This window comes from Streptomyces sp. NPDC050264 (assembly GCF_040655895.1).
Classification (GTDB): Bacteria; Actinomycetota; Actinomycetes; order Streptomycetales; family Streptomycetaceae; genus Streptomyces.
Window position 1 is genome coordinate 77,810 of the sequence record NZ_JBFAKV010000014.1, and the last position, 24,564, is coordinate 102,373.

The 24,564-nt window shown below is 68.3% G+C and carries 23 protein-coding genes and 1 tRNA gene; 4 read left to right on the forward strand and 20 right to left on the reverse strand.

Going from position 1 to position 24,564, the window contains the following annotated elements:
* Window positions 1-20 precede the first annotated feature (20 nt).
* The 7 genes from rho to AB0J02_RS24820 all read right to left on the reverse strand — a co-directional run bounded on the left by rho (window position 21) and on the right by AB0J02_RS24820 (window position 9,696).
* A complete protein-coding gene (gene rho, locus AB0J02_RS24790) occupies window positions 21-2,096 on the reverse strand; it encodes a transcription termination factor Rho (protein ID WP_363195942.1) in 2,076 nt (691 codons plus the stop codon).
* 404 nt (window positions 2,097-2,500) lie between these two features.
* The gene (thrB, locus tag AB0J02_RS24795; RefSeq protein WP_363195943.1) at window positions 2,501-3,427 is read right to left on the reverse strand and encodes a homoserine kinase; all 927 of its coding nucleotides are present in this window, start codon (window positions 3,425-3,427) and stop codon (window positions 2,501-2,503) included.
* A 384-nt stretch (window positions 3,428-3,811) separates the two neighbouring features.
* Window positions 3,812-4,870 (reverse strand): threonine synthase, encoded by a 1,059-nt coding sequence (gene thrC / locus AB0J02_RS24800; RefSeq protein ID WP_363196060.1) that lies wholly within the window; start codon window positions 4,868-4,870, stop codon window positions 3,812-3,814.
* A gap of 14 nt (window positions 4,871-4,884) precedes the next feature.
* The gene (locus AB0J02_RS24805) at window positions 4,885-6,177 is read right to left on the reverse strand and encodes a homoserine dehydrogenase (RefSeq protein WP_363195944.1); all 1,293 of its coding nucleotides are present in this window, start codon (window positions 6,175-6,177) and stop codon (window positions 4,885-4,887) included.
* Window positions 6,178-6,293: 116 nt separating this feature from the next.
* A complete protein-coding gene (gene lysA, locus AB0J02_RS24810; protein ID WP_363195945.1) occupies window positions 6,294-7,685 on the reverse strand; it encodes a diaminopimelate decarboxylase in 1,392 nt (463 codons plus the stop codon).
* A 27-nt stretch (window positions 7,686-7,712) separates the two neighbouring features.
* A complete protein-coding gene (gene nrtL, locus AB0J02_RS24815; protein WP_363195946.1) occupies window positions 7,713-8,747 on the reverse strand; it encodes an ArgS-related anticodon-binding protein NrtL in 1,035 nt (344 codons plus the stop codon).
* Window positions 8,748-9,168: 421 nt separating this feature from the next.
* On the reverse strand, window positions 9,169-9,696 hold the full coding sequence (locus AB0J02_RS24820) for a response regulator (RefSeq protein ID WP_363195947.1): 528 nt from the start codon (window positions 9,694-9,696) through the stop codon (window positions 9,169-9,171).
* A 242-nt stretch (window positions 9,697-9,938) separates the two neighbouring features.
* Here AB0J02_RS24820 and AB0J02_RS24825 point away from each other — a divergent pair.
* Window positions 9,939-10,010: transfer RNA gene (locus tag AB0J02_RS24825), tRNA-Arg, on the forward strand.
* A gap of 296 nt (window positions 10,011-10,306) precedes the next feature.
* Window positions 10,307-11,992, forward strand: coding sequence for a DUF6119 family protein (locus tag AB0J02_RS24830; protein WP_363195948.1), 1,686 nt, complete (start codon window positions 10,307-10,309; stop codon window positions 11,990-11,992).
* Window positions 11,993-12,054: 62 nt separating this feature from the next.
* Here the strand turns inward: AB0J02_RS24830 and AB0J02_RS24835 are convergent, their stop codons facing one another.
* The 12 genes from AB0J02_RS24835 to AB0J02_RS24890 all read right to left on the reverse strand — a co-directional run bounded on the left by AB0J02_RS24835 (window position 12,055) and on the right by AB0J02_RS24890 (window position 22,224).
* The gene (locus AB0J02_RS24835) at window positions 12,055-13,521 is read right to left on the reverse strand and encodes a site-specific integrase (RefSeq protein ID WP_363195949.1); all 1,467 of its coding nucleotides are present in this window, start codon (window positions 13,519-13,521) and stop codon (window positions 12,055-12,057) included.
* Window positions 13,518-13,709 (reverse strand): helix-turn-helix domain-containing protein, encoded by a 192-nt coding sequence (locus tag AB0J02_RS24840; protein ID WP_363195950.1) that lies wholly within the window; start codon window positions 13,707-13,709, stop codon window positions 13,518-13,520. The genes AB0J02_RS24835 and AB0J02_RS24840 overlap by 4 nt, the downstream gene beginning before the upstream one ends.
* A gap of 513 nt (window positions 13,710-14,222) precedes the next feature.
* Complete coding sequence (locus AB0J02_RS24845) at window positions 14,223-15,698, reverse strand: ATP-binding protein (protein WP_363196061.1); 1,476 nt, start codon at window positions 15,696-15,698, stop codon at window positions 14,223-14,225.
* A gap of 2 nt (window positions 15,699-15,700) precedes the next feature.
* On the reverse strand, window positions 15,701-16,561 hold the full coding sequence (locus AB0J02_RS24850) for a bifunctional DNA primase/polymerase (protein WP_363195951.1): 861 nt from the start codon (window positions 16,559-16,561) through the stop codon (window positions 15,701-15,703).
* Between the two features lie 86 nt (window positions 16,562-16,647).
* On the reverse strand, window positions 16,648-17,088 hold the full coding sequence (locus AB0J02_RS24855; protein WP_363195952.1) for a hypothetical protein: 441 nt from the start codon (window positions 17,086-17,088) through the stop codon (window positions 16,648-16,650).
* 14 nt (window positions 17,089-17,102) lie between these two features.
* Complete coding sequence (locus tag AB0J02_RS24860; RefSeq protein WP_363195953.1) at window positions 17,103-17,291, reverse strand: hypothetical protein; 189 nt, start codon at window positions 17,289-17,291, stop codon at window positions 17,103-17,105.
* A gap of 166 nt (window positions 17,292-17,457) precedes the next feature.
* A complete protein-coding gene (locus tag AB0J02_RS24865) occupies window positions 17,458-17,709 on the reverse strand; it encodes a hypothetical protein (protein ID WP_363195954.1) in 252 nt (83 codons plus the stop codon).
* Window positions 17,710-17,850: 141 nt separating this feature from the next.
* Window positions 17,851-20,037 carry a cell division protein FtsK gene (locus tag AB0J02_RS24870; protein WP_363195955.1) on the reverse strand — a complete coding sequence of 729 codons (2,187 nt, stop codon included), beginning with the start codon at window positions 20,035-20,037 and terminating at the stop codon, window positions 17,851-17,853.
* Window positions 20,038-20,196: 159 nt separating this feature from the next.
* Window positions 20,197-21,303: a conjugal transfer protein gene (locus AB0J02_RS24875; protein ID WP_363195956.1), complete on the reverse strand. Its 1,107-nt coding sequence runs from the start codon at window positions 21,301-21,303 to the stop codon at window positions 20,197-20,199.
* Window positions 21,300-21,515: a hypothetical protein gene (locus tag AB0J02_RS24880; protein ID WP_363195957.1), complete on the reverse strand. Its 216-nt coding sequence runs from the start codon at window positions 21,513-21,515 to the stop codon at window positions 21,300-21,302. Before AB0J02_RS24880 ends, AB0J02_RS24875 begins: the two co-directional genes overlap by 4 nt.
* Window positions 21,512-21,958: a Pycsar system effector family protein gene (locus AB0J02_RS24885; protein WP_363195958.1), complete on the reverse strand. Its 447-nt coding sequence runs from the start codon at window positions 21,956-21,958 to the stop codon at window positions 21,512-21,514. The genes AB0J02_RS24880 and AB0J02_RS24885 overlap by 4 nt, the downstream gene beginning before the upstream one ends.
* Window positions 21,955-22,224, reverse strand: a complete 270-nt coding sequence (locus tag AB0J02_RS24890; RefSeq protein ID WP_363195959.1) for a DUF6284 family protein — start codon at window positions 22,222-22,224, stop codon at window positions 21,955-21,957. The genes AB0J02_RS24885 and AB0J02_RS24890 overlap by 4 nt, the downstream gene beginning before the upstream one ends.
* 536 nt (window positions 22,225-22,760) lie before the next feature.
* Between AB0J02_RS24890 and AB0J02_RS24895 the strand changes: the two genes are divergently transcribed.
* Window positions 22,761-23,528, forward strand: a complete 768-nt coding sequence (locus tag AB0J02_RS24895) for a helix-turn-helix transcriptional regulator (protein WP_363195960.1) — start codon at window positions 22,761-22,763, stop codon at window positions 23,526-23,528.
* The gene (locus AB0J02_RS24900; protein WP_363195961.1) at window positions 23,528-24,001 is read left to right on the forward strand and encodes an NUDIX domain-containing protein; all 474 of its coding nucleotides are present in this window, start codon (window positions 23,528-23,530) and stop codon (window positions 23,999-24,001) included. The genes AB0J02_RS24895 and AB0J02_RS24900 overlap by 1 nt, the downstream gene beginning before the upstream one ends.
* Here AB0J02_RS24900 and AB0J02_RS24905 read toward each other — a convergent pair.
* The gene (locus tag AB0J02_RS24905; RefSeq protein ID WP_363195962.1) at window positions 23,989-24,558 is read right to left on the reverse strand and encodes an HD domain-containing protein; all 570 of its coding nucleotides are present in this window, start codon (window positions 24,556-24,558) and stop codon (window positions 23,989-23,991) included. The genes AB0J02_RS24900 and AB0J02_RS24905 overlap by 13 nt on opposite strands.
* Between the last annotated feature and the right edge of the window lie 6 nt (window positions 24,559-24,564).

A 24,564-nucleotide genomic window follows, 5' to 3' on the forward strand; every position in this document is an offset into this window, starting at 1 on the left:
GAACCAGGTTCCGTGAAGTGTCAGTCGTTGCCGTTGCCCGGCGCCGGCGTCGTCTTCTGGATCTGGAGCAGGAACTCCGCGTTGGACTTCGTCTGCTTCATCTTGTCGAGCAGCAGCTCGATCGCCTGCTGCTGGTCGAGCGCGTGCAGCACGCGACGCAGCTTCCAGGTGATCGCGAGCTCGTCGCTGCCGAGCAGGATCTCTTCCTTACGGGTACCGGACGCGTCGACGTCCACCGCCGGGAAGATGCGCTTGTCGGCGAGCTTGCGGTCGAGCTTGAGCTCGGCGTTGCCGGTGCCCTTGAACTCCTCGAAGATGACCTCGTCCATGCGCGAGCCGGTGTCCACGAGCGCGGTGGCGAGGATGGTGAGCGAGCCGCCGTCCTCGATGTTGCGCGCGGCACCGAAGAAGCGCTTCGGCGGGTACAGGGCGGTCGAGTCGACACCACCGGACAGGATGCGCCCGGAGGCCGGGGCCGCCAGGTTGTAGGCGCGGCCCAGACGCGTGATGGAGTCGAGCAGCACCACGACGTCATGGCCCAGCTCGACGAGGCGCTTGGCGCGCTCGATGGCGAGCTCGGCGACCGTCGTGTGGTCCTCGGCCGGACGGTCGAAGGTCGAGGAGATGACCTCGCCCTTCACCGACCGCTGCATGTCGGTGACCTCTTCCGGACGCTCGTCGACCAGGACGACCATCAGGTGGCACTCGGGGTTGTTGATGGTGATCGCGTTGGCGATCGCCTGCAGGATCATGGTCTTGCCGGTCTTCGGCGGGGCCACGATGAGACCGCGCTGGCCCTTGCCGATCGGCGCGACCAGGTCGATGATGCGCGTCGTCAGCACACCCGGGTCGGTCTCCAGACGGAGCCGGTCCTGCGGGTAGAGGGGGGTCAGCTTGTTGAACTCCGGCCGCCCGCGCCCGGATTCGGCCGCCATACCGTTCGCCGAGTCGAGGCGGACGAGCGCGTTGAACTTCTCGCGGCGCTCGCCGTCCTTGGGCTGACGCACCGCACCGGTGACGTGGTCACCCTTGCGCAGGCCGTTCTTGCGGACCTGGGCGAGGGAGACGTAGACGTCGTTGGGGCCCGGGAGGTAGCCCGACGTACGGATGAAGGCGTAGTTGTCGAGGATGTCGAGGATGCCCGCGACGGGGATCAGGACGTCGTCCTCGGAGACCTGCGGCTCGTTGCCGAAGCCGCCGCCCTCCTCACGTCCACGACGCCCACGGCGGTCGCGGTAGCGGCCGCGGCGGCCGCGGCGGCCACCCTCGAAGTCGTCGTCGTCCTGCGGCCCGTTGTTGCGGTCCCGGTCCCGGTCCTGCCGGCCGCCGCCCTGCTGCTGCCGGCCGCCGCCCTGGTCCTTGTTGCCCTGGCCGCCCTGGTCCTCGCCCTTGCCGCGGCGGTCGCGGCCACCCCGGTCGCCGCGGTCGCCGCCGCGCTCGCCGCCACGGTCACGGCGGTCGCGACGGTCACGGCGTCCGTCGTTGCTGTTGTCCTGGCCGCCGTCGCCCTTGTTCTCGGCGCCGTCCTGCTTGTCCTGCTTGGGCTCGGCCTTCGCGGTCGCGGCCTCGGCCGTGACGGACTCGGGGCTGCCCGCCTCGGAGGTGGCACGCCGACGACGGCGCTCACCGGCCGGCTGCTCGTCCCCGGCGCCCTGGCCGGGGATGTCGATCTGCTGCTGGTCGGCGATCTTCTTCGCCTTGGCCGAGCCGTTGTCGGCCGCCTGGGCCTTCTCCGCCTTGGCGTCCGACTTGGCCTGCGCGGCGTCGGCCGCGGGCTCCTCGCCGATGCGGGCCTTCGAGGTGGCCCGGCGCTTCGGCTTCGTCTCGGCGGCGTCGGCGCTCTTCGCGGGGGCGCCGCCACCCGACTGCGCCTCCTTGATGACCTCGATCAGCTGGCTCTTGCGCATCCGCGCGGTGCCCCTGATACCGAGGCCCGATGCGACCTGCTGCAGCTCGGCCAGCACCATGCCGTCAAGGCCGGTACCGCGGCGCCGCCGGGAGCCCGAAGCACCGGCGGCAGGCGCGGCAGAGGCATCCGTGGAGGGCGCCGCAGCAGAGCTGTCGGCAACGCCCATCAGATCGGTGGTGTCGCTCACGAAGGGTCCTTCCCTGGAGCGGACGTCGGCCTGTCTGGCTCGGCGACCGGTCGTGCTGTCCGGCGGTGGTCCTGCCTGTACGGACCGTGCCGGGGCGGTTGTCCGCCGATGAGGCGGAAGAATTCAGTGGTGACGGCGATTCGCGAACCCGCGGGTGCACTGGATTTCCGTGTCACCCGGCTCGGTCACGCCGGTTCCGGAGCATGCTCGCCAACGCTCAGTACTGCATCCCGGCATAGAAGGACGCTGTACGGAAATGCTGGGGAGGCTCCCGGAAGAATGGTTGTCCCGGACGGGGACACACAGCACCTCGCCATGGTGGGGTCGGGTGCAGACTTGAGGTTAACACTACCGGATCCAACAAACATTCCCCCTCTCGTAATCCGGCAACCGTACGTATTCGATCAATCGGGATAGGAGCCGAGCGGCAGCACGCTCGCCCCGTCGGCATCGAGGGCCAGACGGTTCGCCGCCCACCCCTCTCCGGCCAGCCGGGCGACCTTGTCGGCCGCTCCGTCCTCCACCAGGGCGAGGACCGTCGGGCCCGCCCCGGAAATCATTGCGGGAACCCCGTCGGCCCGCAGCCGCTCCACCAGTGCGGCGCTCTCCGGCATGGCCGGAGCCCGGTACTCCTGGTGGATCCGGTCCTCGGTGGCGGGGAGCAGCAGCTCGGGGCGCCTGGTCAGGGCCTCGACGAGCAGGGCAGCCCGGCCCGCGTTGGCCGCCGCGTCCACATGGGGGACGGTGCGCGGCAGGAGTCCTCGCGCCATTTCCGTGAGGACCGGCTTCGACGGCACGAAGACCACCGGAACGACGGACGGCGCGGCGTCGAGGCGGATCGCCCGTCCCGCGCCGGACTCCATCCAGGCGATGGTGAAGCCGCCGAGGAGGCAGGGGGCCACGTTGTCGGGGTGGCCCTCGATCTCGGTGGCGAGTTCGAGCAGGGCCGCGTCGTCGAGCCGGGCGTCGCCGCCTATGGTCACCGCGCGGGCGGCGACGACCGCCGAGACGATGGCGGCGGAGGAGGAGCCGAGGCCGCGGCCGTGCGGGATGCGGTTGGCGCAGACGATCTCGAGGCCGCGCGGCTGCCCGCCGAGCAGGTCGAAGGCGGTGCGCAGGGACCGTACGAGGAGGTGCGACTCGTCGCGCGGCAGGGTCTCGGAGCCCTCGCCGGCGATGTCGATGTTCAGCCCGGAGTCGGCGACCCTGACGACCACGTCGTCGTAGAGCCCCAGCGACAGGCCGAGGGCGTCGAAGCCCGGGCCGAGGTTGGCGCTGGTGGCGGGGGTGCGCACCCTGACGGCGGCGGCGCGGAACGCGGGACCGGCCATCGCTCGATGACTCTCCTTGAGCTGCGGGAGGTTTCGGGAACTTCCGAAGACCGGCGGACCGAACGAGATCTGCGAGATCTGCGAGAGATACGAGATGTAGGACGGTCGAGGTGTTCGGGAACTTCCGAGACTTCCGATGTCTTGTGCTGTGTACGTCGACACCCGGGCCGCGAACGACGGAACCACGGCTGAAAAGCGCCGGAAAACGACGGAACGGCGGCGGCACCGCGGCATATGCGGCGGGCGGGTTCTGTACAGCCTATCGAAGGAAGGTTCTGTGGCGACATAGGGCGCACAGGAGGCGCACGATGCGTGTCGTAAGCCCCCTGTGCACCCCCCGTACGGATACGCCCGGTTGACGGGGCGTCAGCGCCGGGCTCCGGCTCAGCCGAGACCGAGGCGCTCGGCGGCCGCGGCCGCGTCGACCGGCACGGTGACCGGCTGCGGCGCACCGGAGACGGCCCAGTCGGGATCCTTGAGGCCGTTGCCGGTGACGGTACAGACGATCTTCTGGCCCGGGTCGACCTTGCCCTGCTCGGCGGCCTTCAGCAGACCGGCGACGGACGCGGCGGACGCGGGCTCGACGAAGACACCCTCCTGGGCCGCCAACAGCTTGTAGGCGCGCAGGATCTCACGGTCCGTCACCTCGTCGATGAAGCCGCCGGACTCGTCGCGCGCGGCGAGCGCGTAATTCCACGACGCCGGGTTCCCGATGCGAATCGCGGTCGCGATCGTCGACGGGTCCTTGACGATCTCGCCGCGCACGATCGGCGCGGAACCGGAAGCCTGGAAGCCCCACATGCGCGGAGTGCGCGAAGAGACCGAATCGGCCGCGTACTCCTTGTAGCCCTTCCAGTAGGCCGTGATGTTGCCCGCGTTGCCGACCGGCAGGACGTGGATGTCGGGCGCGTCGCCGAGCGCGTCCACGATCTCGAACGAGGCCGTCTTCTGGCCCTCGATACGGAACGGGTTGACCGAGTTGACCAGCGCCACCGGGTAGTTCTCGGAGAGGCTGCGGGCCAGGTTCAGGCAGTCGTCGAAGTTGCCGTCGACCTGGAGGATCTTCGAGCCGTAGACCAGCGCCTGGCCCATCTTGCCGAGCGCGATCTTGCCGCGGGGCACCAGGACGGCGCAGACCATGCCGGCGCGCACGGCGTAGGCCGCGGCGGACGCCGACGTGTTGCCCGTCGACGCGCAGATGACGGCCTGCGCGCCCTCCTCCTTGGCCTTGGTGATGGCCATGGTCATGCCGCGGTCCTTGAAGGAGCCGGTGGGGTTGGCGCCCTCCACCTTCAGGTGGACCTCGCAGCCCGTGCGCTCGGAGAGGACCTGCGCGGGCACGAGCGGCGTGCCGCCCTCGCGCAGCGACACGACCGGCGTGGTGCCGGTCACCGGGAGCCGGTCCCGGTACTCCTCGATGATGCCGCGCCACTGGTGGGTCATTCCGGTCATCCCTGCTACTCCCCTTCAACACGCATGATGCTGGCGACACCGCGCACGGTGTCGAGCTGACGCAGCGCGTCCACGGTCCCGGTGAGGGCCGCGTCCGCCGCGCGGTGGGTGACGACGACGAGGGAGGCCTCGCCGTCCTTGCCCGACTGGCGCACGGTGTCGATGGAGACTCCGTGCTCGGCGAAGACCGTCGCCACCTGCGCAAGCACACCTGGCTTGTCGGCCACGTCGAGGCTGATGTGGTACCGCGTCACGGAGTCGCCCATCGGAGAGACGGGCAGTTGCGTGTACGCGGAGTCGCCGGGTCCCGTCGCGCCGTTGAGGCGGTTGCGGCAGACGGCGACGAGGTCGCCGAGAACGGCGGACGCGGTCGGCGAACCGCCGGCACCGGGCCCGTAGAACATCAACTGCCCGGCGGCCTCGGCCTCGACGAACACGGCGTTGTACGCGCCGCGCACGGAGGCCAGCGGGTGCTCGAGCGGGATCATCGCGGGATGAACCCGAGCGGTAACGGAACCACCATCGGCAGCCCGCTCGCAGATCGCGAGCAGCTTGATGGTGCAGCCCATCTCCTTCGCGGACGCGAAGTCGGCGGCGGTCACCTCGGTCATGCCCTCGCGGTACACGTCGTCGAGGCGTACGCGCGTGTGGAAGGCGATACCGGCCAGGATGGCGGCCTTGGCGGCGGCGTCGAATCCTTCGACGTCGGCGGTCGGGTCGGCCTCGGCGTACCCGAGGGCGGTGGCCTCGTCGAGGGCCTCCTGATAGCCCGCCCCCGTCGAGTCCATCTTGTCGAGGATGAAGTTGGTCGTGCCGTTCACGATCCCGAGGACACGGTTGACCTTGTCACCGGCGAGGGACTCGCGCAGCGGCCGGATCAGCGGAATCGCCCCGGCCACGGCAGCCTCGTAGTACAGATCGCGCCCCTGCTCGACGGCGGTGGCATGCAGCGCGGCACCGTCCTGGGCGAGCAGCGCCTTGTTGGCCGAGACGACGGAGGCGCCGTGCTCGAAGGCGGTGGTGATGAGGGTGCGCGCGGGCTCGATCCCGCCGATGACCTCGATCACCACGTCGATGTCGCCCCGTTTGACGAGCGCGGTGGCGTCGGTGGTGACGAGGGCGGGGTCGATCCCTTCGCGGACCTTCGAGGGGCGCCGGACGGCCACCCCCGCGAGCTCCACCGGGGCACCGATACGGGCGGCGAGGTCGGCGGCGTGCGTCGTCATGATGCGCGCCACCTCTGAGCCGACAACCCCACAGCCCAGCAGCGCCACCTTCAGCGGACGCGTACGCATCATCCGACCTCGTTTCCTCTGTTACTACATCTACTTCGACGTATCTCTACGGTGGAACCAGTCTCACGCACCGGACCGGTCTTTCTGTCCCCGGTCCGGTAGGTGAGACAGAAATTTCATCACCCGACATCGAGACGCAGGAGATCTTCCTCGGTCTCGCGCCGGACGATCACCCGGGCCTCGCCGTCGCGCACGGCGACGACCGGCGGGCGAAGGGCGTGGTTGTAGTTGCTGGCCATCGAGCGGCAGTACGCGCCGGTGGCCGGGACCGCGATGAGGTCGCCCGGCGCGATGTCGGCCGGCAGGAAGGCGTCCTTCACGACGATGTCGCCGCTCTCGCAGTGCTTGCCGACGACACGGACCAGCATGGGCTCGGCATCCGAGCGGCGGGAGACGAGGGCGACGGTGTACTCGGCGTCGTACAGGGCGGTCCTGATGTTGTCGGACATGCCGCCGTCGACGGAGACGTACGTACGCAGCCCGTCGAGCGGCTTGACCGTGCCGACGGTGTAGAGCGTGAAGGCGGTCGGGCCGACGATGGCGCGGCCGGGCTCGACGGAGATCCGCGGCGTGCCCAGCGAGGCCGCCTCGCACTCGCGCGTCACGATCTCGCCGAGCGCCTTGGCGATCTCCTGCGGCTCGCGCGGGTCGTCGTCGCTCGTGTACGCGATGCCGAGGCCGCCGCCGAGGTCGATCTCCGGGAGCTCGACACCGTGCTCGTCCCGCACCTCGGCGAGCAGACCGACCACGCGGCGCGCGGCGACCTCGAAGCCGGCCATGTCGAAGATCTGCGAGCCGATGTGCGAGTGGATCCCGATCAGTTCGAGCCCGTCGAGCTTCAGGGCCCGCCGCACGGCCTCGGCGGCCTGTCCCCCGGCCAGCGCGATCCCGAACTTCTGGTCCTCGTGCGCGGTGGCGATGAACTCGTGCGTATGGGCCTCGACGCCGACGGTCACCCGGATCTGCACGCGCTGCCGCTTGCCGAGGCTGTCGGCGATGTGCGCGACGCGGACGATCTCCTGGAACGAGTCGAGGACGATGCGCCCGACACCGGCCTCGATCGCCCGGTGGATCTCTTCCTCGGTCTTGTTGTTGCCGTGGAAGGCGATGCGCTCGGCGGGCATCCCGGCCGACAGAGCGGTGGCGAGCTCGCCACCGCTGCACACGTCGAGGTTGAGCCCCTCCTCGTGCAGCCACCGCACGACGGCACGCGACAGGAAGGCCTTGCCCGCGTAGAACACGTCGGCGTCGGGCCCGAAGGCGTCACGCCACGCGGCGCACCGGGCCCGGAAGTCGGTCTCGTCGAGGAAGTAGGCCGGGGTGCCGAACTCCTCGGCGAGCCGGGTCACTTCGATCCCGCCGACCCGCACACCACCATCGGCGGTACGCGCCACGGTCTGCGCCCACACCTTCGGATCGAGGACGTTCAGGTCGGCGGCCGGGGCGGTGTAGTGCCCCTCGGGCACGACATCGGCGTGGCGGGGGCCTGCGGGGTGTGCGGAACGGCTCATGACTGCGGGGCGCTCTCTTCGTCTTCTCTACAGGTGTGCGGGGGCGTCGATACCGAGCAGGGACAGGCCGCCGGCCAGCACCGTCCCGGTGGCTTCGGCGAGCGCGAGCCGGGCGCGGTGGGCGGCCGAGGGTTTCTCCTCGCCCTTGGGCAACGCGCCGACGCAGACCCGCACGTCGGCGAGAAAGGCGTCGGCGACATCGACGAGGTGCCGGGCGAGGCGGTCGGGGGCGCGGTGGCGGGCGGCGGTGAGGAGGATGCGGGGGTGATCGGTCAGGGTCGCGACGAGGTGATGGGGGTGCTCGTCGTCCACGGCGGCGAACTCACCCGGGGTGCTCGCGAAACCGAGGTCGGCTGCGTTGCGGGTGAGGGCGCGGGTGCGGGCATGGGCGTACCGGACGCGGAAGAGGGGGTTCGACTCCCGCTGGGCGAGGTGCCCGGCCCGGTCCTCGACGGATTCGGTACGGGGCCGGTCGTGCGCGGCGGGGTGGAGCAGAGCCCAGCGCCCGGCGTCGGCCCCGAGCCCCCGCGGATCCGGATCACCGGGGACGGGCCTGTACGTGACCTCACCCGGCTCCTCCGCATACGCGACCTCGACTTCGGCACCCTGACTACGGCCGATGCGGGCGACGGCGTCGGCGAGGATCTCGGCGCGGGGCTCGTGCGGGATGCGCAGGTCGACGCGGTGCCCGCGGAGCGCTCCGCCGTGACCGTAGGCGAGACCGGCCGCGCGGATGCTTCGAAGAAGGTCGGCGGCGTGCGGGTCACGAGCGCTGAACGTGAAATTGAGGAACCCGGGCCCCGTCACGTCAACAGCGGCAATACCCGGACTGTCGGCAAGCCGCCGGGAAAGAATCTCGGCGACCTGCCGGGGCGGCCGACCTGCCGGAGCGGCCAGCTGCAGGGCGACGTTCGTGGCGTAGTCCCCATGCCCACCGGGCCGAGGCCGCTCAACGACGATCCGAGCAGCCCCGAGCTCACCCGCACCCGCCCCGAGCTCACCATCGTCCACCGCACGGCGCACGGCGCGCAGCACGGTGTGGGAGAGCTCTGCGGGGGTCACGGGGTAAGCGTAGGCGAGGAGGGGGGTGGGTAGGCGAGTCGGTTTGTCGGATGGTCCGGGATGCGGACGGATGGGGGTCCGGGGGGCGGGGTGCGGGCGGGGCGGGTCCGGGGGTCGGTGACCGATACGTTGCCGGGTATGCGGCAAGCGGGTGTACAGCCTGGCCGCCATGCGGCTTGCCGGACGGGCGGCCCCGGTGGTGGAACGGCCCAGTGGTCGGACGGTCCGGCGGCCAGGTGTCCCATATGCCACGCATCGAGACCCTGGTCACCGGAGGCACGGAGGCGCATCGCCGTCAGGCGTCACGATGGGGCCGCGCGCGCTCGGACGCGTCCGTGGTCGCGGAGACACATCCCCGTCAGGCGTCGCGACGGGGCCGCGCGCGCTCGGACTCGTCCGAGGTCGCGGAGGCACATCCCCGTCAAGCGTCTGCGGTGCGGCCCGCACGCTCGGACTCGTCCGAGGGGCGGGCGGAGGCACCGCGCCGGGAGCTACCGACGGCACTGCTGCCATCCTCGCCCTGCCCCTGACCCTGGCCACCTGCTTCTGCTGCCGTCGTCTCCGACGCCGCACGCCCTCGCTCACTCAACTGCCCTACTAGGCGCACGAGTTCACTGGGCTCGAAGGGCTTGGCCAGAAAGGCGTCGACGCCGACATCGAGCCCGCTCTCCACCTCGTACTGGGTACACGCACTGACGACGACGATGGGCAGGCCGCTGGTCCGCGCGTCCCCGCGCAACCGCGCGGCGGTGCGGAGACCGTCAAGACGCGGCATGACCACGTCCAGAGTGATGACATCGGGCCGCACCTGATGCACAACATCCAGGCATTCGGCACCATCGGCCGCGGTCACGACCTCGAAGCCCTCCAGCTCGAGATTGACCCTGATCAACTGCCGGATGACCTTGTTGTCGTCCACAACGAGGACCCGGCCCGAAGCGCCTGGCACAACTCGAGAGTAGGTCGGCACACACCACCGCGTCCGGGTTTTCCCCACTTCCGCCCCGTACAGGGGACCCGGCTTGAATCCGGCCCCCGCGCCCACCCTCCAACCGGCCCTCCCTTCCCCCCTCTGTCCGACCCTCCGCCCACCCCCGATCAGACCCCCCATCCGGGCCGGAAATACCTGTTCATGAGGACCCCGGATGAGCTGGTAGGGTTCTACCCGTCGCCGCTCACCAAGTGGCGGACGCCCCCGTAGCTCAGGGGATAGAGCAACGGCCTCCGGAGCCGTGTGCGCAGGTTCGAATCCTGCCGGGGGCACAGAAGCCGGAACAGCGCGATCATGCCGCTGACCAGCCAAAGTGCCACATACAAAGAGCCGGACCCAGTCTCACTGGGTCCGGCTCTTTGTCGTTCTCACGCACGGTTCCCGAGTGAGTGGCGAGTGAGCCCCGGAGCACTCCCGAACGCGCTGGCTCGGGATCTCGCATCAGGCGTGCGCCAGACCGTGGAAACGCTGCCCGTATGAGCTGGAGGCTCGTTCCGCTGCAGCGTGCACTCTTCTCAGCAGGTGAAATCCGATGCTATAAGGGACAACTAACTGCTGGGGGGCAATCATGACGCAAGCATCCAAACTGCGGTTCAACTGCTACTTGCTGCGCGAAGACATCGTTTCGCTCCAAGAAGCGTTCCGCGTCCAGTACAGGACCAACGGCAGGTCTCCACTGCAGGAACTCACCTCGACCGAGGGGGCCCCTGAAGGGTGCACGGCATTCTTCTCGTCGAAGACTGACGGCGAGCCCCCATGGGCCCGCTCCCTGTCCCAGACCTTCCCGAAGTTGGAAAGCGTTCGCAGCCTGTCTCACCGTCTCGTCATATTCCTGCCCGTAAACGAGAGGACGTTTGCTGTCTGCTTCGGATACGGCAGCTCGACCCTTGAGTGGTCCCACGTCGAAGCGAATTTCGGCTTGCGGTTCGCATCCCGGTCTTACAACACGCTTGCGCTCAACGAGATACGCAGCCGTCGTATTGACCCCTCCGCTCGCACTCAGTCAGTCCAGATACCCAACAGAACAAGTCTCCGAGATTTCGACATTGAGCTAGAGGGCGAATTTGTGCGTCGGGTGGTGGGGGAGCTCGATGACGGAGTCGAGTCGTCTGAACTAGGAGCCGTTGTCGCCACAGATTCCGTTGCATTCAAGGTAGAGACCGACTTGCATCAAGTGCAAAGCATTCTGGCTCGAATGCTGGAAACCGTATCGCAGAACGAAGTCAGGGAGGACCTGCGCTTCATCGACTCTCTCGAACCCTTACGGTCGAAGAGCGAACTAACCTCCGAACTCGAAAAGCTGCTGACACTGAACCTTTTCGGCGCCAGGGCCACAAGACAGAGCGCCCCCGAGGACGAGGACGTCGCAAGCCTAGACCCATACCTTCTTTCCTTTGCCCCGCCGGACGATCTGACGATCGAGAACGTCCATGCGATACGCGTCAAGCACGGCGATGACCTGGGGTACATGCACGAGATGCGCATAGAGTCCCTCCTCGACACCATCTCCTCATTCAGGAGGTCTTTTGGCCGATCAGCGCTGAAAGACATCAAGATTATGGCCGTCGACTCCGATGGGAACCCAGCCAGCAACGAGACACCGCTGAAGAACTGGCTGATTTTCGAAGCAGGCTCCGAAGAGAAACGCTACTTGCTCACTCTCGGCAAATGGTTCGCGCTCGCAGAGAGCTATGCTCGGCAACTCGAAGATGACCTATCCGGGATAGAGGACGTAACCGATCTCCTAGGCCTGATCGACTGGAACATAGAAAAATACAAAGAGAAGGACAAGGCGAACGACAACAAGTCCGGCGAGGGAGCATACAACGCTGACGCCTCTCGGGGCCGCGACGATCTGGCCTGCCTGGACAAAAAGACCATGTCGTCCCTGGGGAATCAGATCGAAGCATGCGACCTATTCCACTCCAGCGGCTACCTAGTGCACGTCAAGAAGTACACGGACAGCCAAACACTGAGTCACCTTTTCTCCCAAGGGTACGTCGCGGCCCAAACCTTGACGGAAGATCAGGATTACAGAAGAGACTTCGTCGAAAAAATCAGAGACCTGAATCCTGGTTTGGCAGGTGCGGCAGAAGAAGCGCCAGTAAAGGTTACATACGCCATTGCTGTAGAACGTGACAGAACCGTTCCTTCTAGCCTTCCGACCTTCAGCAAGGTCAATCTGAGAGGCTTCGTACACAAACTACGCAGGATGAAAATCGAGCCTTCAGTGGCTCGCATTCAGATGCGCTAGCGGAAGCACCGCGACTGCCGAGGCCTCGTAACGGAGACCCCGGCAGTTGAGCGCCCAAGAAGCTACACCGAGTCTCCCCCACTCCAACCCATGGCGTCCTCGATCTTCCTGTTGTTCAGCTCCTCATGACCGTCGATGCAGCCCTCGTACCGACGGTGGATGACCTCGGGCGAGTTGCCCGCGCGGCGAGCGACCTCGGCAACGGGAACTCCCGCGTTCAGCCAGTTCGTGATGCAGGTGTGCCGCAGGTCGTAAGGCCTGTGCGCGAGCGGCGAATTCACCTTGTCCGGCGGGAGAGCGACGGGGCGAGCCTCCTGCCACACGCGCCAATAGCTGGACGTCCCGAGTACGTCGCCCCGCTCGTTGGGGAAGACCCGGCCGTCCTTCGCCGTCCCGAACTCCCTGATGTGCTCTCGCAGCATCGTGACCAGCGGAGGCGGGATGGGTACCGGGCGGTCGGCCTTGGCCTCTCTGGACTTCAGCCCGCGCTTGTCGTGCCGCTCGCCGGAGTCAGTCCACTTCTTGCCTGAGACGGGCCGAGTCTCCTTGAGGGTCAGGGTCCCCCACCCCTTCTCGGGCAGGTAGCAGTCCCTTTCCCGGAGGCCAACCGCTTCGGCCGGCCGCATCGCCGCGTAGAGCTGACAGGCAAAGAAGGCGACCAGACGACGGCCCCGGTTGCGGTGCACAGAGCCGACGTACGAGACCGCCGTGAGGAGTTGAGCACCCTGTGCCGCGTTCACCAGGACTCGGGGGTCTACGACGTCACCCTGAGTGGCCCCAGTGCGTTTCACCCCCGCGAGCGGGTTGGCGTCCAGGTAGCCGCATTCGATCGCGTACTCCATGGCGGTGTTGAAGCCGCGGCGACGACGCTTGTAGGTCTCCCCCGCCGCCGGGGTGTTGTCCAATTTGAACGAGAGCCGGTACTGAACGTCCCGGAGCACCTTCGGGTCGGTAAGGGCCGATAGCGGAAGCGAACAGTTCTGGAGCCAGGTGCAAGCTGCTGTGAGATCTGCGGGCGGGTCTTCACCCTTGTGCGCCGGCACCACCGCCCACCTCATGGCCAAGCGCGCTTCTTCGGGCGACGGGGCTTTCTTCCCGTCCTCCATCATCGCGAGCGCTACCGTCGCGAGGCTGTCCGCCAACCCCTCGCGGGTCTTAGCCGCAGAGGTGCGCCACCGGCCCGCCATGTACTCACGGGAAAAGTCCCACCACGAAGGATCAGGCCTGACGTTCTCCCGGGCTGCTGCCGCCCTGAGTTCAGATTCCGGCAACCCTGACTCGACATCGAATGCCTCACCCTTCACCATCGCCTTCCACAGATCAGAGCGGCGACTGTCCGCGAGGGTGACGGTGGCAAAACTGGCTGTCTTGACCTTGCCCGCCACAACCCAACGAAGCTGATACGGGGCCCTCTTGCTCCGCACCCGGTTGACCTTCCACACCCTCACGTCGGTGGACAGATGCGGTTCTTGAGCCCCAGAAGGGCGCTCGCTTTCGCGGGCGCCCTCCGAGTTGCTGCTGTAGGTCACGCAGCCTCCTCCAAGGCCTCGATCCAGCGCTCCAATTCCGACCGCCGGATACGCACCGATCCGTTGGGGAGCTTGATGGCTTTCGGTCCCTTCCTGAGCTGCCGCCAGCGGTAGAACGTCGCTCGCGGTACGCCGATCTCGTCAATGACCTCGGGGATGGTCAACATCTCGTCGCGGAGCTCGGCCACGACTCCTCCTTGTGGGTGCACAGGCATGGGCAAGCTCCGAAGCTCTGCCTTGCCAGCGAGGTTTTCGGGATGGCGTAGGTCTGCAAATTCGCGTTGCCTGGCAGCGCGTGTGTCCGAGGTGTGGATTTCTGCGTCACGGCGTCACGAGCGTCACGTAGGTCTCTGACCTGCTGCTTTTTGTGACGCGGTGGCCGGAGTGTGCGTCACCGATGCGTCACAGCCCGCGTCATCCCGTGACGCAGGTGACGCAGCATGACGCAGAGGTCGTCGTCTGCGTCACGTGTGTATGCACAGGTCAGAGGCCGTTTTTCCGTCCGCGTGACGCGGGTGACGCAGCGTTTCCCTCTTAGGACAAAAGAGGGGCGTCTGTTGTAGTGCGGGTGCCGCTCAAAGAGCGAAGAACGAGCCGCGTCGCGGCACGACCATCGAGCGGCGTTCCGCCGAACAACAAGAGGAGCACGCCCGGCCCGGGGTGCTCCTCTTGCTTGTCAGGACGAGCGCGCGGAGCAGAGATCAGAACACGCGCTTCTGCTCGTGTAGGGGTGAGTGGGGCTGGCGGGTCATTTCGAGGTACCTGCCCTCTCGGGTGCGGCCGGAGTCGATGAGGACACCGCGGGCGGCCAGGGTCGGTTGGAGGCGCTTGAGGCGGTCGCTGAGGACCTTTCCGGTGGTCGGCCACCCTTTGGGCAGGGGACGCAGTTCGTCGTCGCTGTAGAGGCGGCTGAGGCAGTGCAGCCACTCGGTGGAGGTCATCCGTTGCTCGCCACCTGGCTCGATGGTGTCGGCGTGCTTGAGAACGGTCTGCGCAAGCAGATCGCCCTCGATTACGTCGTCGTTCAGATCGTCCAGGCTGGCCCGGTAAGCGGTAAGAGCCCCAAGGCCGGTCGCGGCGTCGAGCTGCGCGCATAGGTGCGCGAAGTCCGCCATCCGCAGATCGGTCGGCGTCTCCGCCGCCACAGCGCGGACCTTGACCGTGAGATCCAGGAGCGAGCCGAGGACGACGGGGAGCGCTTCGGCGTACTCCGCCCACAGTTCCGCTTCGGTGCGCCGGACCTTGGGGCGCTCCAGGCGCAGGGGCAGGAGCCGTTCAGCCAAGTCGGCGCGGATGACGCCGACATCGATCCCGGTGAGCAGCAGCGGGCGACGATAGCCGACGCGGAAGACGTCCCCGTCGGTGAACAGGGCCCGCTTGACGTTCTCGGCGCCGGTGACGACGCAGCACACGGCGTCGGACAGGTCCGGCGTCATGTGGGAGAGGTTGTCCAGGGCGGTTACCCAGCCTGCGGCCACGGCTGCGATCAGGTTTTCTTCGTCCTTCGGTGCGCGACGCAGGTCGCCGCTCATGCCCTCGATAATCCGCACGAGCATGCGCCCGCCCGTGGACTTGCCCGCCCCCTGCGGCCCGGTGAGGAACGGTGCCGGGACCGGCACGGACGGACCGAGGCACCCGATGAGCCAAGCGATGGCCAGACATTCGGTCTCGGCGGTGGCGAAGTTACACAGCCTCAGCAGGAGGTCGATGCCCTTGCCGTTGGTGTCCTTGGCCGGCAGGGGCAGCTCCCCGGTGAGCTGGGTCCGGCGCCAGCACACCTCGCGCGGGTCGGGCACGGTGATGTCCCAGCCGGTGGGATGGATGCGGACGGACTGCCCGTCGCTGCGTCCCAGGTCCAGCCAGGTCGCCCCGTCAAAGCCCGGGGCGACGCGGATGTGCACGGGCTGCACGTCCTCGGTCAGCGCGAGTGCCTCGATCAAGTCCAACGCTTCCTTGAGCGCGGTGCCGTTGAAGACGCCGTGCCCGTCCTTGAACAGGCCCACCATGAGTTCCTGGCGGTGACTGCCGGTGGTGCCTTGAGAGCGGATCGGGCGGGCCACCGGGTGGCCGTTGCGCTGCGCGTAGACGGTGCCGTCGGCGGTGCGGAAGTACCGGAAGTGGGACTGCGCGTAGTCGGTGATGATCTCGCGGGCGGGGTTCTTCTCGTCGTCGGCCACGATCACAGTCCCAAGGTGGTGCGGGCGTTGGTCCATGCTTCGGTGCAGTGCCGGGTGGTCTCGCCCTTGGCCTGCGCGGCGGCGAACAGCCGCGCCACGTGGGTGTCGGTGAGGCAGCCGCACCGGCCGTGGGTGGACAACACGGCCAGGAAGACGCGGTACACCGCGTGATGCACGCCGCTCGTGGCCTGCGTGATGCGCTGCTCCGCCATGGCGATGCCGCGTTCCAGGAAGGCGGGCGTGCGGTGGCGGCAGTCCCCGCCCCCACCCGGCACGGACGCGGTGACGGTCTGCGGCACAGGGCGGGCCGGGGTGGGCTTGCTCGTGGCGAGTGCGCGAACGGCGTCCGGCAGCGCGGTCATGGTGCCGGAGCCGGACCCGAGCCACCGGGCGTAGGCCATCGTCGACTTGATGTCCACGCCCGGCCGCACACCGTTCGCGGACGTCATGGCGCCCTGGTAGAGCCAGTGCTCACCCCGGGTGGTGGGCACGGTCTGTGTGGCGGGCAGGTGCTCGCGGGCCCACGTGATGGCGTCGGCGTTGTCCAGGTCCACGACCGTGAGACCGGCGCCGCCCGGGTGGTAGGCGACCGCGCTCGCGCACAGCCAGGCACGGCGCCAGACGTCGGAGCCGATGACGTTCCGGTCGGTGGTCGCGGCGGCCCATGCGTGGCAAGGGCCGGGACAGGTGCACAGGCCGGGGGTCTTCATGTTCGGCCGGCCGCCACACGCGTTGTCGGTGCAGCGGCGGCAGTTCCCGAACGGCACTTTCCCTGCCCTCAGCGGGAGCACGGGCACGCCGGAGGCGGCGAGGGCGAGAGCGGTGTGTAGGTGCTCTCGCCCGATCAGGGTCGGTTGGGTCATGCTGGAGACCTCCATCAAGTCTGTTGAGGACGGGTGGACAAGGGCGGCCCCGGACTTTGGCGAGACGGGGGCCGCCCTTGGCGTAGCTAGCCGTGGAAGTGGTTGCGCTTGAAGACGGCCTTGCGGATGTTGACGGTGGTGCCGCCGCGCGAGGCGCCCAGCACCTGCACCGCAATGAACCCGCCGAACACGACGGCGGCCAGGATGATGAGTTGCTGGATCAGCGCGGCGAGGGCGGCGATGAACGTGGTAAGCATCAGCAGTCCGCCGCACACCGCGAGGAACCCCACGCCCCCGAGCGCGACGTTCACCGCGGTCCGGGAGACGAGCGGCTTGGCCGCATCCGGTTCGGGCTTGGTCGGCTCGATGGCGTAGCCGGTGACTACGCGTCCGTCGGGCAGCACGATGGATGCCACGGCGGGGATCTGGCCGACCTGCACGGGGACCATCGGGGCCGGTGCTGGGGTGGGGATCGGCGTGGGCTGGTGGACTTCCAGGGTGGCCCGTTGGGGCTGGTGGGTGGTCATGGGGTGGGTCCTCCTCACAGTTGCTGGATGGCGGTGATGACGGCGCCGGTGAGTTGGTTGATGGGTGCGGCGGCGCCGGTGGAGGCGAGGAAGAACCCGAAGCCGGCGGCGATGAACGCGCTGCCGTAGCCGAGGGTGTGTCCGCGCACGAGGAAGAACAGGACCAGGCCGAACAACAGGACCAGGGAGACGGTCACGGCCATCGGGGAAACTCCTTTGACGGGGCGGGGGTTGGGCGGTTGGCTGTGCAGGTCCTCGGGTGCTGGCAAGCTCGGGTGACTGGCCGACGGTTGCGCCCACCTAGCTCCTTCTCAGAGCGGGGTACGTCTCATGACGGGCACCGTCGGTCGCTTCGCGTCCCGGGGTCGGTCAGCGGGTGCCGTCGCGGTGGACGCCGAGCCAGAGGTTGTAGAGGTGGCGGCCGAAGCGGATGCGCTTGCCGGTGGCCTTGCAGTGGCGGCAGTCGTGGCCGCGCTTCATGCGCCCTTTGCGGTCGGTGGTGATGTCGTGGCCCATGCCGTTGCAGCGCGGGCAGTCACGGAACGGGACCGCAGCACACATCCCGGCGTAGCAGAGCGTGACGAGCAGGATGAGGGCGATAGCGAGCAGGGTGGAGCTCATGGCGGGCCCTCCCAGGCGGTTTCCGGGGGTTCTCGCAGGTGGGCCGCTATCCGCTAGCGGCCTGATCAGAGTGGGTTTGGGGCGCTAGCGGGGCCGCTAACGTTAGCGGGGTGTGCCGCTAGCGCTAGCGGCCCCGGAGGGTCAGGACGCGTCCCGCTTTCCGTCACGCTCCGCGATCGCGGTGGTGAGGTGGGAGCGGTCGATGCCGCGCCGGTTGACGACCTTGCCGTTGACGCGGCGGCCCACCTGGATGGTGGTGATGCCGTGCGGCTTGAGCGCGGCAGCGAACGCGTCCGGGTCCCAGCCGTCGTAGACCTCGGGCCGCAGCTCGGCGAGCCGGGACACGACCGTCTCGGACCACACCTTGGCTTCCTTGGCCGGGACGACGGCGAGGATGTCGGCGAGCAGGTCATAGGCGCTCGCCACCGTCTCCGGCTCCTCGCCGAGCGCGTAGCCGGACAGCAGACCGGCCCTCTCACGGGCGGCGCGGGCCCGAGCCGCGATCCGTTCGGCGCCGGGAGCGTCGACGAACACGGCGCCGACGATCCGGGCGTCCGAGCCCTCCCCGATCAGGTAATGGATGCCCTTGTCACCCCACGCGAACATGGTCGCCCGCACCCCGCGCCGGTAGGAGGAGGTGCCCAGCACCATGTCGTTCTCGGTCTGGCCCATGACCTTCAGGCACGCACGCAGCGAGGCGTTCGCGCTGATGCCGGTGGGCAGCGACTTCGCGTCCGGCCGCTGGGTGGCCAGGAACAGCGCCATCCCGGTGGCCGGGCCGCGCTTGACCAGGTCGGTGGCGTGCTCCTCGAACTCCTTGCCGTGCTCGGGGTGCTCGAACAGGACCTGGCACTCATCCACCCCGATGATGATCGGGTGCAGTCCCAGGGTGCGCTTGGAGGCGAGTTCGCTGGTCACCTTGGACTCCGGGCAGATGTCCCGCGGCAGGGACCGGATCACCTTGGTCCGCCGCCGCAACTCCTCGCGCAGCGCCCGGAAGTCGTTCAGCGCGTACTGGATGGTCTCGTCGTCGTCGCCCGCAGCGTGGCGGTGGGAGACGGCGTTGCCCACCGGGTCAAGGTCGCCGGTGCCCTTCATGTCGTAGGTGTGCAGCTCCGCCCGCGGGTCGAGGGCGGCAATGAGCAGCCACAGCCGCAGGAGGAACGTCTTGCCCATGCGCGGGATGGCCCCGATCAGCCCGGCGATGTACATGAAGGTGAGTTCGACCCAGCGTCCGCGCTGGTCCGTGCCGTAGGGGATGGGCTTGAACAGGTCGACCGTGCCGGACTTGGCCAGCGGCCATGTGGGCTTCTTGGCCTGGGACATGTCCTGATCGCCGACCCACAGGACCAGGCGGCCGGTGTGCTCGTTGGCGACGGCCTCGGGCCAGACGCAGCCCAGCGGGCGGCGCAGGCCGGAGGCGAGCTTTTCGCGGCGCTCGATGACGTCGGTGACGGTGACGCCGTAGGGCAGGTTGCCCTCGGCGCGCCAGCCGGGGCCGTCGCGGGTGATGGGGGCGGTGAACTCGAAGCCGTCCCGGCCCTTGACCTGTGCCTGGCTGATCGCGGGAATGCCGAGTGCACCGAGGGCGCGAAGGACGATGTCGCTGGTCAGCTTGGTCGCCTTGGGTATTTCCACGGCCCGGTGGATGACCGGGGCATCGGCGCGCCGGCCGTTGAATCCCAGCGCCATGACCAGCGCGGACACCGAGACGGTCTGAAGCCATCCGGGGGCCAGGACGTACATGGCTAGGGCGGTGCCGAGCCCGACGAACATCGCCAGGACCGTGAGCAGGGAGCGCAGCCGGACGCGGCCGTCGCGCTGCCGGGACAGTTTCAGGTACTCGGCGGCGTCCTCGCGGCGCACCGCGGCCAGCCGGACCGGCTCGCCCTCGCGGTCGGCCACCCAGCGCATGGTGGAGCCGATGAACTTCGCCGCCCCTGATGGGGCTTGGAGGGTCAGGCGTAGGGCGTAGACCGGGGAGCGCAGCGCGTGATAGCCGACCGAGTGCGCGTAGTGGCGGCCCACCCAGGTGGTGGCGGTCTTCAGCTCATCGAGGGAGCGCAGCCAGACGGGGACGACCTCACGGCGCTTGGCGTGCATGAGGCGCCCCAGATATCCGGGGCCGCTCGTCTTGGCCGGGGAGTCGACCGGCACGGTCGATTCCGGGTCGGCCGGCTCCGTCTCGATCGGCCGCTCCCCTGTGGATGCGGCGCGGGCGGAGCGGGCCTTGTCGAGGTCGACCACGTTGCCCTCGGGGTCGGTGTCGGTGGTCATTTCGGCTTCGAGTCGGGCGAACAACTCGGGGTCGTCGTCGGGGTGCTTCACTGGGGTTTCCTCCGCTTCAGGGTGTGAGGGATGGCGGGCCCGATCGCGTGCTGTGAGAGGTGAGCGATCGGGCCCGCGGCAATTCAGACAGCGCGTCGGGTGTCGGGGTAGGCGCAGGTCACGCACATGCCGAGCGAGGTCGGAATGACGTAACCCGCATCACGCAACCTCGGCGCGCTCGGTGCGCAGGGTGTCGCGCAGCATCCGGGCGTTCGCTGGGGACGTGCGCAGGGCGCGGCGGATGCCTTCCCCGGTCAGCTTGGCGTCCGGCCAATCGGCCGTCGCCGTGCGTGCCTCAGCGAGCAACTCATCCGGGGTGCGCTTCGGCCGGGACGACTTGGCAGCCTCGGGGACTCGACCGGTCACGCCGCGCGGGCGGGTCGATTCCGCCGCCACCGGCCGGTGCTCGATCGGGTGGGCAGGGGTCGACTCGATCGAAGGGAGCGGCTTGCTGGGCAGGGTCGACTTCAGGAAGCCGACGGCCACCGGACGGGGCAGTTCCTTGATGTTCGGTGTGATCGGTTCGGGAGTCGATTCGGGCAGGTCAGCCGTAGACCGAATCATCATAGTCTCGGTAGATTCCTCCGTATTCGCTCCCGGGGCAGGCAGAGCGTCCGGGGTGAGGTGGAACATCGATCCGAGCGCGACATCCGCCCCGATCGTGACGCGCTCGCGCTGCACATCGAGCAGCGCCGATCCCAGCGCCGCATCCCCCAACCCGACCTTGCGGGCGAGGCGCCACGACGCCCGATCCGAGCGCTCCCGGATCTTCTCGTCGGGGTGGTTGGCGGCGCGGGCCCGGTGATAGGCGAGGCGCTGCACGATCTCGACCGCGCGCCGCTCGCCCTCCGCATCGCGGCCCTCGGTGTGCACCGCGATCCGTCGGGCGAGGAAGGCCATGCCTTCGGCGGAGACGCACATGCCCATCGGGGTGATGGCGTAGATGACGGTGGTGCCCGGGTCGTCGGCGGCCATCGCGGCCATCGCCGACGCCGCTGCGGGCAGTGCCCACAGGCCGAGGCGCACGATGCGCGGGGAGGCCTGGCCCAGCATGGTCAGGCCGAGCAGCACCAGCGCGAGCACGGCCGTGGCGCCCTCGCCCGCGGCCACCGCGCCGAGCGCGGTGCCCTTGCCGTAGGCGCCGCTGATGTTGGAGTAGGTGCCGATCCCGCCGAACGCTCCGGTGGCCAGCATCGGCAGGAACGCGGCACCGAGCACGATGAACTGCACCTTGGTGAGCGGCTTACGTGCCGTGGTGGCGGTCATCGGGCACCGCCCCCCTGGCGGGCCAGGCGCCAGCCGAGCAGCACCCAGCCGACGAACTGCACCACGCTGCCGCCCACGACCACCCAGCGCCAGCCGTGCCCACCGATGGCCGGCGGCATGAACGTCGCGAGGATGAGCGCGAGGGCACCGAGCACGATCAGCACCAGCGGAAGCCCGCTCAACGCAGACGACTTGGAGTGTTGCTCGCTCATGCCGCACCTCCCAGCGCGAGGACAGCGGCCGTGATGAGCAGGACGCCACCGATGCGGGTCAGGTCGATCGCGCGCCGCAGCGCGGTGAACTTGGTGACGGCGAGGCGGGACAGGCCCGCGATGTCGGCGGCCAGGTCGGTGGCCACCGCTTCGCGGACCTGTTCGGGGGTGAGGGTGGCCCACAGCGGAAAGCCGTGACGGCCCTTCAGGTTCGGCCGGACCGTGGACAGCAGCAGCGCGGCGGCACCGAGCAGCAGCGCAATCCCAGTAAGACCGGGGGCGAGCAGGTAGACGTTCAACGGGAGGTCGTGGCCCGCGCTCCACACGCCGGCCAGCACCGCGCCGATGAAGGCCAGCAGGAGGCTGGCCTTGCTGTCGGTCCGCGTGATCTCCGCCTTCACCTCGGCGAGCGCGCAGGGCAGGTCTCGGATGGTGGTGCTCACGCGGCACCGCCGGACAGGTTCGTGACGGCTGGGCGGTTGAGGAGGGCAACGCGGGCGGCGAGTGCCCGGCGACGGGCGCGGCGGATGCGGCGCTCATCCAGCTCGGTCGGCGTGCGGTCCAGCGTGGCGATGTGCGCGTCCAGCAGGTCGACGTCCGCCAGAACGACGGGCATCTCCTGCTCGATCGCGTCCAGCTCAGCGGCGGTCGGCTCCATGTACGGGGCGAACGCCGTAACAGCGTCCTGAACAGTAACGATGTGGTTCATGGGTCGTGTTCTCCCTAGCAGGTGGCAACGGCCCGAACAGCGGCCCCGGTGTTCGAGCACCGGGGCCGCGCGCCGTTGAAGTCGGTAGATCCGGCGCCGCTCGTACGAGACGAGCAGCGGAGGCAACCGGCCGCAGCCCATGAGCTGCGGCAAGGTGAAGTAGTGCGCTGTCTCCTTCGGGAACACGAGCTCCCGTTGCAGGCGTATGAAGACGTGACCTTTCGGTCTAAGCCCTCCGGTTGACCAGGGATCCGGGACCCTCGGCCCGCTCTGTCCCGGGCCCCTTGTCGTGCGCTCGTCCAAGTCGCTGAAGCGATCCGAACGAGAGGAACATGTATTACGTGTTCCTCATCGTGCAGAGAGAAGTTCGCGGCGTCAAGCCCTTCGGATATTTGAGTTCCGCGAGCCCCTGCGCTCGATGTACCTACAGACTGGCCGCGGCGAGCACGACGATCGACTTCGCACGTGTACGACTCAGGTCGTCCTTGGTTACGGTGAAGTCGTACCAAGTCGTCCCGGACAAGCGGAGGTTGTACGTGACCAACGAGCGACTGCGCGGCGCAATCGTGGACTTGGGCCTGACGCTCGATGAAGTCGCGGACCGACTAGGCGTCGCCGCCAAGACCGTGGAACGTTGGATCAACGAACCGGAGCGCAAGCCATATCGCCGCTTCCAGTACGCGACAGCCTCGCTGTTGAAGTGCGAGGTGTCGTATCTGTGGCCAGATGAACGAACGTCAGCCGAGGTCACAGCCTCAGGGAATGCCGAGTTGGTCAGGCTCTACCCGCACCGGTCCGTCGTGATGCAGACCCTCTGGACCAGCCTCTACTCCACGGCCACTCGACAGTTCGATCTGTTGGTCTACTCCGGGTTCTGGCTCACGGAGGATGCGACGTTCCACCGCATCGTCAAGGAGAAGTCTGCCGATGGGGTACCCATCCGATTCATGCTGGGCGAACCCGCGTCGCCGGCCGTCGCCATGCGCGGTGAAGACGAAGGGATCGGCCCCGCGATGGCTGGCAAGATTCGAAACGCCCTGGTCAACTACGGTCCACTCTTCGGTCTACCAGGGGTGGAGTTCCGGCTCCACAGCACCACCCTCTACAACTCGATCTACCGGGCCGATGACGAGATGCTGGCGAACGGCCACCTCTTCGGCGTAGGCGCCTACATGGCGCCGGTCCTTCACCTGCGACGGGTGCCGGGGGGTGAACTGTTCGACGCCTACGCTGAGAGCCTTGAGAAAGTCTGGGAGTCGGCCCGTCCGATCTCTTCGCCTGCCGACTGGGAAGGCACCCCCTGATGAGCCGCATCGACTACTTCCGGGACCCGACTGCACCCAAAGCGAACTCGGTCGTACCCTCAGTAACGGCCGTTGTTCAGGACGGAGCAGGCCGCTTGCTGCTCATCCACAAGACAGACAACGACCTGTGGGCACTGCCCGGTGGCGGTCACGACATCGGAGAGCGCATCGCTGACACCGCTGTCCGCGAGGTCTCGGAAGAGACCGGGGTCGACGTAGAGGTGGACAGCATCGTCGGCCTGTACACCGACCCTCAACACGTCTTGGCCTACGACGACGGAGAGGTCCGCCAACAATTCTCAATCTGCTTCCGCGCCCACCCCATCGGCGGCTCCCTGCGCACGAGCAGCGAATCGAAAGAGGTCCGCTGGGTCGACCCAGCGGACCTTGACGGCCTCGACATTCACCCTTCGATGATGTTGCGCATTCGGCACGGCCTTGACGACACGCGCCACGATCCCTACATCGGCTGATCGCTCATGGAGGCCTTCGCCAAGCGGCCCTCGACGCGCTCCGCCGCCGCGTGGATTTCGGGCGCGGCCCGTTGGATGAATCTCCCGACGATCGTGTCTGGGCCGTATCGCTGCACGATCTCGTCCAGCCGAGCAGTTGGCGTCGTCTGCCTCCCATCCGGCGTCGTCGTCATGTCGCAGAAGATCAGGGCGTCCACCAGGTCCGCGCGCTCCAAGTCGAACTCGCCCTCAAGTTCCGCCCTCAGCCCGCGCTCCTCAGCTTCCAAGAGTGCACAGGAGTGATGGGCAACGAGGCGCACGACCCGTTCGTCAGAGCCCTCTTGGCCGCGAAGGAACCGCGCGCCGTCAAGCGGGTGGAAACCCGTGGTGGCGATGGCCGGCGAGTATCCGATGTCGTGCAGCACTGCCGCAGCCTCCAACAGCTCCGCGTCACTCCCCAGGATCGGCCCCAAGGAGCGTGCACGCTTGGCAACCCCAAGAGAGTGCGCCCACCGACGCGGTAGCGGATCAGACAGCAGCGATTCGGAGAGCGAGTACGCCCACTCAGTCAGTCCCATGGAGGC